The sequence below is a fragment of the Kocuria sp. KSNUG genome (genome assembly GCF_049532735.1).
GTDB classification, from domain to species: Bacteria; Actinomycetota; Actinomycetes; order Actinomycetales; family Micrococcaceae; genus Kocuria; species Kocuria rhizophila.
Genome location: NZ_CP150981.1, coordinates 2,629,093 through 2,642,405, shown reverse-complemented (window position 1 = coordinate 2,642,405; position 13,313 = coordinate 2,629,093). Strand labels below are relative to the sequence as shown.

The window sequence follows — 13,313 nt, the reverse complement described above, 5'->3', positions numbered from 1 at the left end:
CGGCGGCACCCCCGCCCGCGTAGGAGCGGGGCCGGGAGCGCGCACCCGGCAACGCACGAGGGGCCGGGACGGAGGAATCCGTCCCGGCCCCTCGCGTGTGACATCAGCGGTAGTTCACGAACTGCAGGTCGACCTCGAGGTCCGAGCCCTTGAGCAGGGAGATGATGTCCTGCAGGTCGTCGCGGGACTTGGAGGACACGCGCAGCTCGTCGCCCTGGATGGTGGCCTTGACGCCCTTGGGGCCCTCGTCCCGGATGAGTTTGGTGATCTTCTTGGCCTGGTCCTGGGCGATGCCCTCCTTGATGGAGGCCTCGATCCGGTACTCCTTGCCGGAGGCGTACGGGTCACCCGCGTCCAGGGACTTCAGGGAGATCCCGCGCTTGACCAGCTTGGACTGGAACACGTCCAGCACGGCCTGCGCACGCTCCTCGGAGTTGGCCTTGATGAGGATCTTCTCGCCGGAGAAGTCGATGTCCGCGCCCACGCCGCGGAAGTCGTAGCGCTGGGCCACTTCCTTCTGCGCCTGGTTCAGGGCGTTCGCCACTTCCTGCTTGTCGACCTTGCTGACCACGTCGAACGACGACTCTGATGCCATGCTCTGCTCCTCGGCTGTTCCGGTGCGATCGGCGGAGCGCGCGAGGCCGTGCGCTCACGCGTTCCAGAACTCTGTGACCCGGTCCGCGAGCTGACGCGCCTGCGCGAGACCGGCCTCGAACGAGGGTATCCGACGCGCCGGATCCAGCGGGTTCATCCCGAACGCCCGGTGGCTGGCCTGGTCCGCGGTGACGTGCAGGGCAGTGCCCGTCTCCCCGATCAGCCGCAGGGACTCGTCCAGGGTGGGGCCGAACGGGCTCGTGGGCGGCTCGGGGTTGCACGAGACCACGAGCACCCGGTCGAACCCTGCGGCCAGGTCCGCGTTGGTGGCCGAGCGCATGCCGCCGTCCATGAGGGCGCGGTCCCCGACGTGCACGAGCGGGAAGACCATGGGGACGGCGCAGCTCGCGGCCACGGCCTGCACGAGCGGCACACCGCTGTCCGCGTGGAACACCACGAACTCACCGCTGCCGGCATCCACCGCGGTCAGCGCGAGGCGCCCCGCCGGCCACTGCCCGGGCAGCATGCCCCCGATGCGAGCGAGCCACGCCTCCTCGGTCAGGGCAGGGGAGGTCGACGCCGCCCGCGCCCCGATCGCCGCGCGTCCCGCCTCGGGCGTGGTGGCGCCCTGTGCGGCCTCGCCCATCAGCTGCATGAACTGTTCTGCGTCGAAGGCCGGAGCGGCGTCGTCGGGGGCGGACTGCTGACCGTCCGCCTCGTGGCTCATCTCGGCGCGCAGGGCATCGAGGTGGAGCCCGCCGGCGCGCAGCTGCACGGCCACCGCGGAGCCCGCGGAGGTGCCGACCACGAGGTCCGCTGCTCCCAGGTCCGCCCCGGCCTCCAGGAACCCGGCCAGCAGACCGCTCTCCCACGCGATGCCGGCGGAACCACCGCCGCCGAGGACGATGGCGCGGGATGTCGAGGTGGTGTCGTGCATGGTGTTCCGCCTTCCTGGTACGGGTCAGTGCTCGGTCACGCTACCCGGCACCCGGGTCGGTGCGCCGGTAGGCCCGTTACCCGCGATTTTGGGCCCGCCCCGCTCGCCGTGTACTGTTGAGGTGCTTCGCCGCGCGGTGCCACCGCGTGCGCAGGGCGTCTCGGCAGGTTACCCGAGCGGCCAAAGGGGGCTGACTGTAAATCAGCTGGCAACGCCTACGGGGGTTCGAATCCCTCACCTGCCACCGAGGACGATGTCCTGGACATCACGAAGGGGCTTTCCGGATCACTGGATCCGGGGAGCCCCTTCGTCGTGCCGGGAGGGCGTCCCAGGAGCATCGGCGGGTGGCGGGCGGACCCGTGAGCTCGGGCGGGGCGTGCCACCGGTGGTGCGCGAGGCCGCCTCTCCCGCACGAGCCGGCAGGGGACGGCGCTTGCCTCTGCCAACACGCCCGGGAGGCGTTCCTTGTGCCACCAGTGAACGGTCTGGAGACGCTCGGGGGCGGCTCCTATGGTGGAGGGCATGGCTACCGTTGACATCACCCAGGACACCCTGGGCCAGACCATTTCCGACAACGACATCGTGTTGCTGGACTGGTGGGCAGACTGGTGCGGACCCTGCAAGCAGTTCGCGCCCACCTACGAGGCCGCCTCCGAGAAGAACCCGGAGATCGTGTTCGGCAAGGTGGACACCGAGGCCGAGCAGGGCCTGGCCGCCGCCGCCCAGATCTCCTCGATCCCCACCCTCATGGCGTTCCGCGAGGGCATCCTCGTGTTCTCCCAGCCGGGAGCACTGCCCGCCTCTTCGCTCGAGGAGGTCATCACCGCGGTCAAGAACCTCGACATGAACGAGGTCCGGGCAGAGGTCGAGAAGCAGGCGGCGCAGGCTGAGGCCGCCGCCGAGCCCGAGGCTCCGCAGAACTGATCCGGGTCCGCGCACCACTGCGCGGATCCCGCCCCGCGGACGCGGGGCACGGACACGACGAGGGCGGTTCCCCACCACGGGGAACCGCCCTCGTCCTGCGCCGGGGCACTGCGGGCCCTGGCGGCGTCGTGCGGCGCGCGCGTCAGGCTGCCGAGACGCCCAGCAGAGAGCCGATCAGGAACGTGGCGCCCAGCGCGATGGCACCGCCCACGACCACGCGGACGGCGGCACGCGCCACGTGGGGTGTCCCCCCGAGCCGGGCGCCGAGCGTGCCCGTGAGGCCCAGCGCCACGAGCACGGCGGCGAACGTCACCGGGATCCGCCACTCCGGGGGCGGCAGCAGAATGGCGAGCATGGGCAGCAGGGACCCCAGGAAGAACGCCAGGGCGGAGGAGATCGCAGCGGACCACGGGTTCACGATGTCGTCCGGGTCGATGCCCAGCTCGGCGTCCAGGTGCGCTCGCAGGACGTCCTTCTCGGACAGCTCGATGGCCACCTGCCGGGCGGTGGCCTCGCTCAGGCCACGCTCCCGGTAGAGCTCCGCGAGCTCGTCGAGCTCCGCCTCCGGCATCTCCTGCAGCTCCCGCTTCTCCTTCTCGATGAGAGCTTCCTCGGAGTCCTTCTGGCTGGACACGGACACGTACTCGCCCAGCGCCATGGACAGCGCCCCGCCGATCACGGCCGCGGAACCCGCCACGAGGATCGGGCCGGTGGCCGCGGTGGCACCGGCCACGCCCACCACCGTGGCCGCCACGGACACGATGCCGTCGTTGGCGCCCAGGACCGCGGCGCGCAGCTTGTTGAGTCGGTCCCCGGACTTCTCGGCATGGGGTTCTGCCATGGTGTGCTCTGTCATGCGAGTAGTGTGCGCCGGATTCGCGCGCACTTCCACGCAGGGCAGGCACACCTCAGCCGGGTGCCACCGTGGGCGCTCGTCGCCCGGGAGCCCACGGCACGGGGCAGGTGGCCGCCCGGTGAAACGCCCGGGTGGCGTCAGTGGTGCCGGTGGTCCTGCGGGCTCAGTCGCGGCCCGAAGGACGGTTTGCGGTGGCCGCTGGCCTTGATGAGCCGCACCACGCGCTGGCGGTGTCCACGCCAGGGTTCGAGCAGCTCGAGCATCCGCTGGTCCGAGCCCGGTGCCCGGTCGAAGAACCAGCACACGTAGTCCGCCAGGTGGTAGTCGAACACACTCACCCCGTCCGGGTCCCCGTGGGTGCACTGCGTGATCTCCGCGGCCGTCCACGGGCCGATGCCCGGGATGCTCTGCAGCGCCGTGCGCACCCGCGCCGGATCGGGATCGAGCGCGAGCCGTTCGAGCGCCGCGGCCCGGTGCATCGTGCGCATGACCGTGGCCGAGCGCGCAGGGTCCACCCCCGCGCGGTGCCACTGCCAGGACGGTGTGCGCCGCCACTGCTCCGGCGTGGGCGGAACGCGCATCCCGTGCGGGACGGGCCCGGGTGCGGGCTCGGCGTTCCAGCGCAGCAGCGCCCGGTACGCCCGCACGGCTTCCATGGCCGTGACCCGCTGCTCGAGAATCGCCACCACGGCCCGCTCCAGCAGGTTCCCGGTGGCCGGGAGCCGCAGACCGGGGTGCTCGTGCCGGGCACGGATCAGTGGGTGCGGCAGCTCGGAGAACGCGGCCGAGGAGTCGAAGTCCTCCCAGGAGTCCTCGTGCCCCACCCAGCGGGGAGCGGTGGACAGCCAGCCCTCGGCGCCGGGACCCCAGGCCTCCACCAGGACGTCGCGGTCCAGGGGATTCGTTCCGGTCACACCGGCCGGCCGGGTGAAGCGTGCGCTCACGGGCAGGCGGTTCCACCGGGTGGTGATCCACACGCAGTTCTCACCGAGCACCCGGCACGTGGGATCCTCCGCACCGCGCCCGAGCACGCGCAGTGTCTGCCCCAGGTGGAGCGGTCCCCGCGGGGACCAGCGCCACCGGGCGGGCGCGTGGTCCGTCCCCGTGCCGCGCGTGGTCACCTCCGTGGTCATGCAGCGATGATGTCAGCGGGTTCCGACACCCACACCGTGCGCGGTCCCGGCTGCCGGTAGTCTGCGTGACAGGCTCCGACGACCGCCGTCCCCGGCCGTTTACGTGCGATGCGACCCGGGCACGGTCTCGGCGCCGTTCCACGCGGCCCAGCGACAGCGGGGCCCGGCAGCGTCATTGCCCCGCCTGCCCTGCCTGCCCCGTCCCCCACGGGCCGCGCCCCCTACCCCCGGACGGAGGACCGTGGACCGCCAGAATTGCGCAGCCCCGGCGGTCGAACCTCCCGTTCCCGGCGCGCGGGGCTCGTACTGGGCGTGGCTGCTCCCCGTTCTGGTGGGCTCGGTGGCCACCGCGCTGTACTGCGCGCTGTCCTGGAGCCAGTGGATCCGCTGGGACGTGCCCTCGTGGGACAACGCGATCTTCACGCAGCTGCTGTCCTCCTACGCGGCCGGCGAGGGTCCCGTGGTGGACATCAAGGGGGACGGCTTCAACCTCCTGGGTGACCACTTCCACCCGCTGCTGATCGTCCTGACCCCGGTGTACGCGCTGTTCCCGTCCGCGCTGACCCCCATGATCGTGCAGGACGTCCTGTTCGGGGCGTCCGCGGCCGTCATCACCCGCTGCGCTGTCCGGGTGGTGCACCCGGCTCCCGCGGCCGCCATCGGGGTGGCGTACGCGCTGAGCTTCGGCCTGCAGAACGCGGTGGCGGTGCAGTTCCACGAGATCGCGCTCGCCGTGCCCCTGCTCGCCACGGGTCTCTGGGCCCTGCGGGAGCGCCGCTGGCTCGCCGCCACCCTGTGGTGCGCGCCGGTGGCGCTCGTCAAGGAGGACCTGGGGCTCACGGTGGCCGCGGTGGGAGCGCTCATGCTCGGCCACGCGGCACGCCCCGTAGTGCGGCCCTGGGCTTCGGAACTACGACGCCGCTGGGACGCCTTCTGCACGCGGCCCTCCCGCCCGGGATCGTCCCGGGTTGCGGCGGAACCGGGCCCGGCGGCGTCGTCCCCGCCACGCCGGGAGCGAGTGAGCGGGGAGCGGATGTCGCTGCGTGACCCGGCCGTGGTGTGCGGTGCCGCGCTCGTGGTGTGGGGTGTGCTGGTGTCGGCGCTCGCGGTGGGGGTGGTGCTGCCCGCGCTGAACCCCGCGGGCGAGTTCGCGTACGCGGACAAGCTGGACCTGGCGGGCCTGCTGCGGGACCCGGCGAGCGCCGTGATCCTGCAGGTGGTGCCCGCGCAGAAGCTCGGCACGTGGGCGCTGCTGCTGCTCGCGGGAGCGGTGGTGGCGGTCCGTTCGCCCATTGCGCTCGTGGCGCTGCCCACCCTGGCGTGGCGCATGCTCTCACCCAACGACGGCTACTGGGGTGCGGGGTGGCACTACAGCGCGGTCCTGATGCCGGTGGTGTTCGTGGCGCTCGTGGACGCGGTGGTTCGGCTGCGGAGGGACTCCGCGAGGGCGCAGGAGCGCGTGGTCGCGGGGACCGCGCGGTCGGGACGCAGCGGCCGGGCGGAGGCCACCGTGCTGTGGGCCATGGCCACGGCCGCCCCGTGGTGCGCCCTGCTGGTCGCTCTCGTGGTGGGGACGCAGCTGCCGCTCGCGCAGCTGGCCTCTCCCGAGGCGTGGCGACCCGACCCCCGGGCGGATGCGAAGAGCGCCGCGGTGGCCGAGATTCCCGCCGGCGCGAGCGTGGCCACGGACCTCTCGCTCATGAACGCCCTCGTGAGCCGCGCGGACGTGCACTGGATCGGCAACGGGGACGATCCCGACCCCCAGTACGTGGTGCTGGACCGTTCCGGCGCCACCTGGGGGACCACGCCGCCGGAGGACGTCGCCGCGTACGCGGGCCAGGTCTACGGCGCCCGGTACAGCGTGGTGAGTGACGAGCAGAACATCGTGGTGGCCCGTCTGGAGGGCTGATCCGGGGACACCGTGCGGTAGGCTGGAGTGTCATCATCCCGGTCTCATGTCCTCAATCCACCGTTTCGCCGCTCCGGCATGTCGGTCCAGGACTTCGGCGGAGGTTCCGCTCGCACCGGTGTCAGTCACTCCATTCCACCGAAGCGAGGTTCTTCCGTGCCCACTGAATCCACCCCCGAAGACCACACGACCGCCCAGACCGTTGCCCCCGCGAGCGCTCCGGGCGAGACCCAGGTCGTCGCCGACGACGCCGCCGCGAGCCAGGACGCGACGCCCGCCACCGAGCCGGGCGCCGTCGACAGCTCGTCCGCGCAGGCGGCGCAGGCACCCTCCGACGAGCCCCAGCTGCCCACGTTCGCCGAGCTCGGCGTGGACGGCCGAGTGCTGGCAGCCCTGGACGAGGTGGGCTACGAGTACCCCTCGCCCATCCAGGCGGCCACCATCCCCGCGCTGCTGAGCGGCCGGGACGTCGTGGGCCTGGCCCAGACCGGCACCGGCAAGACCGCCGCGTTCGCGGTGCCCGCGCTGTCCAAGCTCGCGGAGCTCTCCGACCTGCACGGCCCGCAGCGCAGCACCCGCGTGCTCGTGCTGGCCCCCACCCGTGAGCTCGCGCTGCAGGTGGCCGAGGCGTTCGGCTCCTACGCCACGCACCTGGAGGACTTCACCGTCCTGCCCGTGTACGGCGGCTCCTCCTACGGCCCGCAGCTGGCCGGGCTCAAGCGCGGCGCGCAGGTGGTCGTGGGCACGCCCGGTCGCGTGATCGACCACCTCTCCAAGGGCTCGCTGAAGCTCGACGACATCGCGTACGTAGTGCTGGACGAGGCCGACGAGATGCTGCGCATGGGCTTCTCCGAGGACGTGGAGAAGATCCTGGCCCAGACCCCGGAGGAGAAGCAGGTCGCGCTGTTCTCCGCCACCATGCCCAAGGCCATCCGCCGGATCGCGCAGCAGTACCTGCGCGACCCCAAGGAGATCACGGTCAAGGCCAAGACCACCACGGGCACCAACACCCGTCAGCGCTACATGCAGGTCATGGGCCCCCACAAGCTGGACGCCATGACCCGCGTGCTCGAGGTCGAGGACTACGACGGCGTGATCGTCTTCGTGCGCACCAAGGCCGCCACGGAGGAGATCGCGGACAAGCTCAAGGCCCGCGGCTACACCGCCGCGGCGATCAACGGCGACATTCCGCAGAACCTGCGCGAACGCACCGTGGACTCCCTGCGCGAGGGCAAGATCGACATCCTCGTGGCCACGGACGTGGCAGCGCGCGGTCTGGACGTCGAGCGGATCTCCCTGGTGGTCAACTACGACATCCCCCACGACACCGAGTCCTACGTGCACCGCATCGGGCGCACCGGCCGCGCCGGGCGCAAGGGTGAGGCCATCCTCTTCATGACGCCGCGCGAGAAGTACCTGCTGCGCGCCATCGAGAAGGCCACCCGCCAGCCCGTGGAGCAGATGCGCGTGCCCACCACGGACGAGGTCAACCAGACCCGCAAGGACAACTTCGCGCAGCAGATCGAGGAGACCATCGAGTCCGAGGACCTCGGACTGTTCCGCGAGATGGTCGAGCGCTACGAGGCCGAGCACGACGTGGACGCCGTGGAGATCGCCGCGGCCCTGGCCGTGATCGCCCAGAACGGCCGTCCGTTCCTGGTGGAGGACCTCCCCGAGGTGCCGCAGCGCAAGCGCGACCGCGAGCGCAAGGACGGGGACGGCCCCCGCAACCGGCGTTCCCCGGGCGACGAGGCCGGCATGAAGACCTACAAGCTGGCCGTGGGTCACCGCGACCGCGTGGTCCCCGGTGCCGTGGTGGGTGCGCTCACGCACGAGGGCGGACTCAACGGCTCGCAGATCGGCGCGATCGACATCCGCCCCACCTTCACCCTGGTGGGCCTGTCCGAGAACCTGCCCGCGGGCACGCTCGACAAGCTCTCCAACACCCAGATCAACGGCGCTCCCATCCGCATCCAGGAGGACCGTGGACCGGGTGGCGCCCGCAGCGGCGGTGGCAACCGGTTCCGCGGCGGGGACCGTGACCGCGGGCCCCGCACCGACCGTGGCGACCGCGGCGGGTACCGCGGTGACCGAGGTGGCTACCGGGACGACCGCGGTGACCGTGGCGGCTACCGTGACGATCGCGGTGGCGGGCGTCCCCGTGGCGGCGGTTCCTCCTACCAGGACCGGCCCCGCAAGAAGAGCTACGGCCGCACCAACGGCGGCTACTCCGGACGCTGATCCAGCCACCACTCACGCGCGGCCTCTCACGCCCCGGCGGATCCTCGGAGGATCCCCGGTGGGGTGAGGGGCCGCGCGTCGTTCGGGGGACCGGGCGGCCGGGCGTCCACCGACCCCGGGGTGCTCGGTCGTCCCCGGGGTGCTCGGTCGTCCCCGGGCCCCCGGGGGCGTGCATTTGCTCCGTTAGTGCAGAAATCGGGGCTCTGTGCTGCATTTGCTCCACTTCACAGCATCTGCGCCAGCCAGCCCCCGCGCCAGCCACTCCCCGCCGCGGCCGCCCACCCCTGCGCGGGCCGATTCACCGGCGCCGTGGCGGGCGCCCGTCGCGTGATTCAGGGGTCTGAGCCGTTTTGTGCATCGCGCGGGGATGCTGTTAGAGTGTTCCGCGTTGCCCCGATAGCTCAGTGGTAGAGCGCCATCTTGGTAAGATGGAGGTCCCGGGATCGATTCCCGGTCGGGGCTCTCATGATGACAACCTGCGGGACCTTGTGAACCGTGGGTTTCATCCATGACGTGGCGGTGTAGCTCAGCTGGTTAGAGCGCACGACTCATAATCGTGAGGTCGACGGATCGAGCCCGTCCACCGCTACCGTTCAGGCGCCGTTCCCCTCGGGGAGCGGCGCCTTTTCCGTGCCCGGCCCCGCCGCTGCTCCCACGCCCTGGTGGACCGGCGCACGTGTGCCCATGTGGATGCCGGTGGGGAGAACCCGTGCCATCCGCCCCAGTATCCGGTGCGGCGGCGTCGTCGGCCGGGCCCGGACGTGACAGGCGCGTGTGCACCGCCCCGGCGGCCACGCGTCGTCGGCGGACCGGAGGTGAGAGGGGCCGATAGGCTGGGCGGAAAGCCGTCCGTCGAATCGAGGAGACCATGGCCGTATCCCCTGACGTGGTGGGCACCACCTACCCGTCCATCCCCGCGTACCAGGTGGGCCGCGAGACGATCCGCGAGTTCGCCACGGCCGTGAAGGCCACGGATCCCGTGCACCACGACGTCGCAGCGGCGCAGGCCGCCGGCCACCCGGACCTCGTGGCCCCGCCCACCTTCGCGATCGTCGTGTCCCAGCGGGCCGACGCCGCCCTGGTCAACGATCCCGAGGCCGGGATCGACTTCTCGCGCGTGGTCCACGCGGACCAGCGCTTCACGCACCACCGGCCCATCGTGGCGGGGGACGAGCTGACGGCGGCGGTCACGGTGGACGCCGTGCGACCGCTGGGATCGGGAGCCATGGTGACGTCACGCGTGGAGATCACCACGGTGGACGGGGAGAAGGTGGCGACCACCGTGTCGTCGCTGCTCGTGCGAGGAGAGGACCAGTGACCGTGGAGTTCGAGAGCCTGGAGAAGGGCCAGAAGATCGGTGAGCGGCGGGTCGAGGTGTCACGGGCGGACCTCGTGGCCTACGCGGGAGCCTCGGGGGACATGAACCCCATCCACTGGAACGAGGACTTCGCCCGGTCGGTGGGGCTGCCCAACGTGATCGCCCACGGGATGTTCACCATGGGTGCCGCCGTGGGACTGGTGACGGAGTGGGTCGGCGACCCGGGTGCCGTGGTGGACTACCAGACGCGGTTCACCAAGCCCGTAGTCGTCCCCAACGCGTACGGCACGGAGGTCGAGCCGAGCACCGCGCTGTCGGTGAGCGGCGTGATCGGGGCCGTGGATCCGCAGGCCCGCACCGCGCGCGTGGACCTCACGGTGACCGCCCCGGACCTCTCGGACCCGGAGGCGCAGCCGGACACCGCCACGGCGCTCAAGGTGCTCGTCAAGGCCCAGGCCGTCGTGAGGTTCCCGCACTAGGATTGACCACCATGACTGCACCGTGCCTCTCCCAGCTCACGTCCACTGCCGTGGGCGGCCCCGTGTCCCGCTGCGTGGAGGCCGGCACGGAGGAGGAGCTCGTCGCGGCGGTCTCGCGCGCCGACCAGGCGGGGGAGCGCGTGCTGATCGTGGGCGGGGGGTCCAACATCCTCGCCTCGGACGAGGCGTTCGACGGCACGGTGGTGCTCGTGGGCACGCGCGGGTTCACGGTCACGGAACCGCGCCGCGCGGCGGGCGCCGCACCTGACGACGTCGCCCGCGAGCCGGCCGGAGCATCTCCCCACGGCGGGACCCACCACGGCACCGCCCGGTGTCTGCCCCGGGCCGCCGGTGGCACCGAGACCGAGACCGGGACCGCAACCGAGGCACAGACATGGACCGAGCCCGGGGGCAGCACCGGGGGCGACGCCGCGGATGAGCGCTCCGTGCTCGTGGAGGCCGCCGCCGGACACCCGTGGGACGACCTCGTGCGGGAAACCGTGGAGCACGGGCTCGCCGGGCTGGAGACCCTTGCGGGGATTCCCGGAACCACGGGTGCCACCCCGGTGCAGAACGTGGGCGCGTACGGCTCGGAGGTCTCGCAGAACATCGTGCGGGTGCGCGTGTGGGACCGGCAGGAGCAGCGGCACCGCACGTTCTCGTTCGAGGACCTCGAGTTCTCCTACCGTGACTCCCTGCTCAAGCGCAGCACGGACCACGGCTCACCGCGTCACGTGGTGCTCTCCGTGACGTTCCGGCTGGAGCGGCGCGAGGACTCCACTCCCGTGCGCTATGCGCAGCTGGCCACCGCACTGGGTGTCGAGGTGGGGGAGCGCGCCCCGTTGAGCACCGTGCGGGACACCGTGCTGCGGCTGCGCGCCGGCAAGGGCATGGTGCTGGACCCCGCGGACCGCGACACCTACAGCACGGGCTCCTTCTTCACGAACCCCGTGGTGCCCGAGCACGAGCTCACGGACCGGATTCCCGCGGACGCCCCCCGGTACCCGGTTCTGGACGCCCGGGGCCGCACCGTGGAGGGCGCGGTCAAGCTCTCCGCGGCGTGGCTGATCGACCACGCGGGCTTCGGCAAGGGCTTCGGGCTGCCCGGCACACGCAACGAGCTGCTGGACCTGGCAGGGGAGGACGTCGCCGGAGGGCGGGCGTCCCTGTCCGGCAAGCACACCCTGGCCATGACCAACCGCGGTGGGGCGTCCGGGGAGGACGTCGCGGCCGTGGCCCGTGCGGTGCAGCGCGGTGTGGAACAGGTCTTCGGGGTGCACCTGGAGCCGGAACCGGTGCTGCTGGGGCTGTCCCTGTGACACGCGTGCGCCCCGCGGCGGCGTCGTTCTCCGCGTCCCGGGCGGTGCTGGCGTGAGTTCTGAGCTCCACGAGGAGATCGAGCGCGGGGAACGTGGCGGGCGGGTGCACGACGCCGTCCTGCGGCTGCGGGCCTGGTCCGAGCGGCACCCCGTGCTCCGCGTCCTCCACAAGGGCATCGTGATCGTGCTCGGCGGTGTGTTCGCGCTCGCGGGCCTCGTGATGCTCGTGACCCCGGGGCCCGGGTGGCTGTTCATCTTCCTGGGGCTGGGCATCTGGAGCACGGAGTTCGAGTGGGCGCACCGGCTCAACATGCGCATCAAGCGGGCGGCGCTGCGGATGTGGCGCTGGTGGTCCAACCTCGTGGCCGAGTGGCGCTACCGGCGGGCGCGGGACAAGCCGCACGGGTGGGAGCAGGGGCCGCGGCACATGCGCGCGACCCCCGACCCCGACTAGCTGATCTCAGAGCGTCCCGAGGGCGATCTTGAGCATCCGGCGCACCGGTTCGGCCGCGCCCCACAGCAGCTGGTCCCCCACGGTGAACGCGGAGATGTGCTGCGGTCCCATGGACAGGGTGCGGATGCGCCCCACGGGGATGTGCAGCGAACCGGAGGCGGCCACGGGGGTGAGGTCCCTCATGGTGTCCTCCCTGGTGTTGGGCACCACAGTGGCCCACTCGTTGTCCTCGTCCAGGAGCCGCTCGATCTCGGGCACGGGGATCTCCTCGCGCAGCTTGAGGGTGAGCGCCTGGGAGTGGGAGCGCATGGCGGCGATCCGCACGCACAGTCCGTCCACGGGGATGGTGGTGTCACCGGAGCGGCCCAGGATCTTGTTGGTCTCCGCCTGCGCCTTCCACTCCTCGCGCGACTGCCCGTTGCCGAGGTCCGCGTCGATCCACGGAATCAGGGAACCTGCGAGCGGCACCCCGAACTGGGTGGTGTCCAGCTCCCCGCCGCGCTGGGCGGCCAGCACGGCGCGGTCGATCTCGAGGATCGCGGACGCCGGATCGGCCAGCTGCTCGGCCACGGTGTTGTTGAGGTCCCCGAACTGCCGGAGCACCTCGCGCATGTGGCGGGCCCCGCCGCCGGAGGCCGCCTGGTAGGTCATGGAGGTGGCCCACTCCACCAGCCCGTTGCGGAACAGCCCTCCCAGGCCCATGAGCATGCACGAGACGGTGCAGTTGCCACCCACGAAGTCCTTGACGCCGCGGTCCAGGGCGGCGTCGATGACGTCCCGGTTGACGGGGTCCAGCACGATCACGGCGTCGTCGTCCATGCGCAGCGTGGAGGCGGCGTCGATCCAGATGCCGTCCCAGCCGGCGGCGCGCAGCTTCCCGTGGACGGCGGTGGTGTAGTCCCCGCCCTGCGTGGTGACCAGCACCGGGAGCTTGGCGAGCGCCTCGAGGTCGTGGGCGTCCTGCAGCGTGCCGGTGTCGCCGAGGCAGTCGATCGCGGGAGCCGACCCCCCGGCGTCGGACGTGGAGAAGAACACGGGGTCCAGCTCGGCGAAGTCGTTCTCGGCGCGCAGGCGGTCCATGAGGACGGAGCCGACCATGCCGCGCCAGCCGACGAAACCTACGGCGGTGGGGTGTGAAGTCATGCGGGC

General features: G+C 71.9%; 12 protein-coding genes and 3 tRNA genes. 10 read left to right on the top strand and 5 right to left on the bottom strand.

Annotation, left to right across the window (positions count from 1 at the left end; translation table 11 throughout):
• Positions 1-103 precede the first annotated feature (103 nt).
• Positions 104-595, bottom strand: a complete 492-nt coding sequence (locus AABM36_RS11625; protein ID WP_047978427.1) for a YajQ family cyclic di-GMP-binding protein — start codon at positions 593-595, stop codon at positions 104-106.
• A 54-nt stretch (positions 596-649) separates the two neighbouring features.
• Positions 650-1,531 (bottom strand): patatin-like phospholipase family protein, encoded by an 882-nt coding sequence (locus tag AABM36_RS11620; RefSeq protein WP_423446406.1) that lies wholly within the window; start codon positions 1,529-1,531, stop codon positions 650-652.
• 162 nt (positions 1,532-1,693) lie between these two features.
• Between AABM36_RS11620 and AABM36_RS11615 the strand changes: the two genes are divergently transcribed.
• Positions 1,694-1,775 (top strand) — tRNA-Tyr (locus AABM36_RS11615).
• A 278-nt stretch (positions 1,776-2,053) separates the two neighbouring features.
• Positions 2,054-2,455, top strand: coding sequence for a thioredoxin domain-containing protein (locus tag AABM36_RS11610; protein ID WP_191872419.1), 402 nt, complete (start codon positions 2,054-2,056; stop codon positions 2,453-2,455).
• Positions 2,456-2,597: 142 nt separating this feature from the next.
• Here AABM36_RS11610 and AABM36_RS11605 read toward each other — a convergent pair whose 3' ends face one another.
• Together AABM36_RS11605 and AABM36_RS11600 are read right to left on the bottom strand one after the other, a co-directional pair.
• Entirely contained in the window at positions 2,598-3,311 is a 714-nt protein-coding gene (locus AABM36_RS11605; RefSeq protein ID WP_423446405.1) for a VIT1/CCC1 transporter family protein, read from the bottom strand.
• 137 nt (positions 3,312-3,448) lie between these two features.
• Positions 3,449-4,444 carry a DNA-3-methyladenine glycosylase family protein gene (locus tag AABM36_RS11600; protein ID WP_423446403.1) on the bottom strand — a complete coding sequence of 332 codons (996 nt, stop codon included), beginning with the start codon at positions 4,442-4,444 and terminating at the stop codon, positions 3,449-3,451.
• A 241-nt stretch (positions 4,445-4,685) separates the two neighbouring features.
• Between AABM36_RS11600 and AABM36_RS11595 the strand changes: the two genes are divergently transcribed.
• The 8 genes from AABM36_RS11595 to AABM36_RS11560 all read left to right on the top strand — a co-directional run bounded on the left by AABM36_RS11595 (position 4,686) and on the right by AABM36_RS11560 (position 12,164).
• The gene (locus AABM36_RS11595) at positions 4,686-6,353 is read left to right on the top strand and encodes a DUF2079 domain-containing protein (RefSeq protein ID WP_423446401.1); all 1,668 of its coding nucleotides are present in this window, start codon (positions 4,686-4,688) and stop codon (positions 6,351-6,353) included.
• Between the two features lie 156 nt (positions 6,354-6,509).
• Positions 6,510-8,594 carry a DEAD/DEAH box helicase gene (locus AABM36_RS11590; protein ID WP_423446399.1) on the top strand — a complete coding sequence of 695 codons (2,085 nt, stop codon included), beginning with the start codon at positions 6,510-6,512 and terminating at the stop codon, positions 8,592-8,594.
• 390 nt (positions 8,595-8,984) lie between these two features.
• Positions 8,985-9,056, top strand: a tRNA-Thr gene (locus tag AABM36_RS11585).
• Between the two features lie 53 nt (positions 9,057-9,109).
• Positions 9,110-9,183, top strand: a tRNA-Met gene (locus tag AABM36_RS11580).
• A 279-nt stretch (positions 9,184-9,462) separates the two neighbouring features.
• On the top strand, positions 9,463-9,912 hold the full coding sequence (locus tag AABM36_RS11575; protein WP_423446397.1) for an FAS1-like dehydratase domain-containing protein: 450 nt from the start codon (positions 9,463-9,465) through the stop codon (positions 9,910-9,912).
• Complete coding sequence (locus tag AABM36_RS11570) at positions 9,909-10,391, top strand: MaoC family dehydratase (protein ID WP_423446395.1); 483 nt, start codon at positions 9,909-9,911, stop codon at positions 10,389-10,391. The genes AABM36_RS11575 and AABM36_RS11570 overlap by 4 nt, the downstream gene beginning before the upstream one ends.
• Positions 10,392-10,402: 11 nt before the next feature.
• Positions 10,403-11,710, top strand: coding sequence for a UDP-N-acetylmuramate dehydrogenase (locus tag AABM36_RS11565; protein ID WP_423446393.1), 1,308 nt, complete (start codon positions 10,403-10,405; stop codon positions 11,708-11,710).
• A 52-nt stretch (positions 11,711-11,762) separates the two neighbouring features.
• Complete coding sequence (locus AABM36_RS11560; RefSeq protein WP_423446392.1) at positions 11,763-12,164, top strand: PGPGW domain-containing protein; 402 nt, start codon at positions 11,763-11,765, stop codon at positions 12,162-12,164.
• 6 nt (positions 12,165-12,170) lie between these two features.
• Here the strand turns inward: AABM36_RS11560 and asd are convergent, their stop codons facing one another.
• Positions 12,171-13,307, bottom strand: a complete 1,137-nt coding sequence (gene asd, locus AABM36_RS11555; protein ID WP_423446391.1) for an aspartate-semialdehyde dehydrogenase — start codon at positions 13,305-13,307, stop codon at positions 12,171-12,173.
• Positions 13,308-13,313: the final 6 nt, after the last annotated feature.

Bases quoted from the DNA above. Each gene is read 5' to 3' on its own strand.
- AABM36_RS11575 (WP_423446397.1), top strand. From the start codon at position 9,463: ATGGCCGTATCCCCTGACGTGGTGGGCACCACCTACCCGTCCATCCCC.
- AABM36_RS11620 (WP_423446406.1), bottom strand. From the start codon at position 1,531: ATGCACGACACCACCTCGACATCCCGCGCCATCGTCCTCGGCGGCGGT.
- AABM36_RS11605 (WP_423446405.1), bottom strand. From the start codon at position 3,311: ATGACAGAGCACACCATGGCAGAACCCCATGCCGAGAAGTCCGGGGAC.
- AABM36_RS11600 (WP_423446403.1), bottom strand. From the start codon at position 4,444: ATGACCACGGAGGTGACCACGCGCGGCACGGGGACGGACCACGCGCCC.
- AABM36_RS11565 (WP_423446393.1), top strand. From the start codon at position 10,403: ATGACTGCACCGTGCCTCTCCCAGCTCACGTCCACTGCCGTGGGCGGC.
- asd (WP_423446391.1), bottom strand. From the start codon at position 13,307: ATGACTTCACACCCCACCGCCGTAGGTTTCGTCGGCTGGCGCGGCATG.
- AABM36_RS11610 (WP_191872419.1), top strand. From the start codon at position 2,054: ATGGCTACCGTTGACATCACCCAGGACACCCTGGGCCAGACCATTTCC.
- AABM36_RS11625 (WP_047978427.1), bottom strand. From the start codon at position 595: ATGGCATCAGAGTCGTCGTTCGACGTGGTCAGCAAGGTCGACAAGCAG.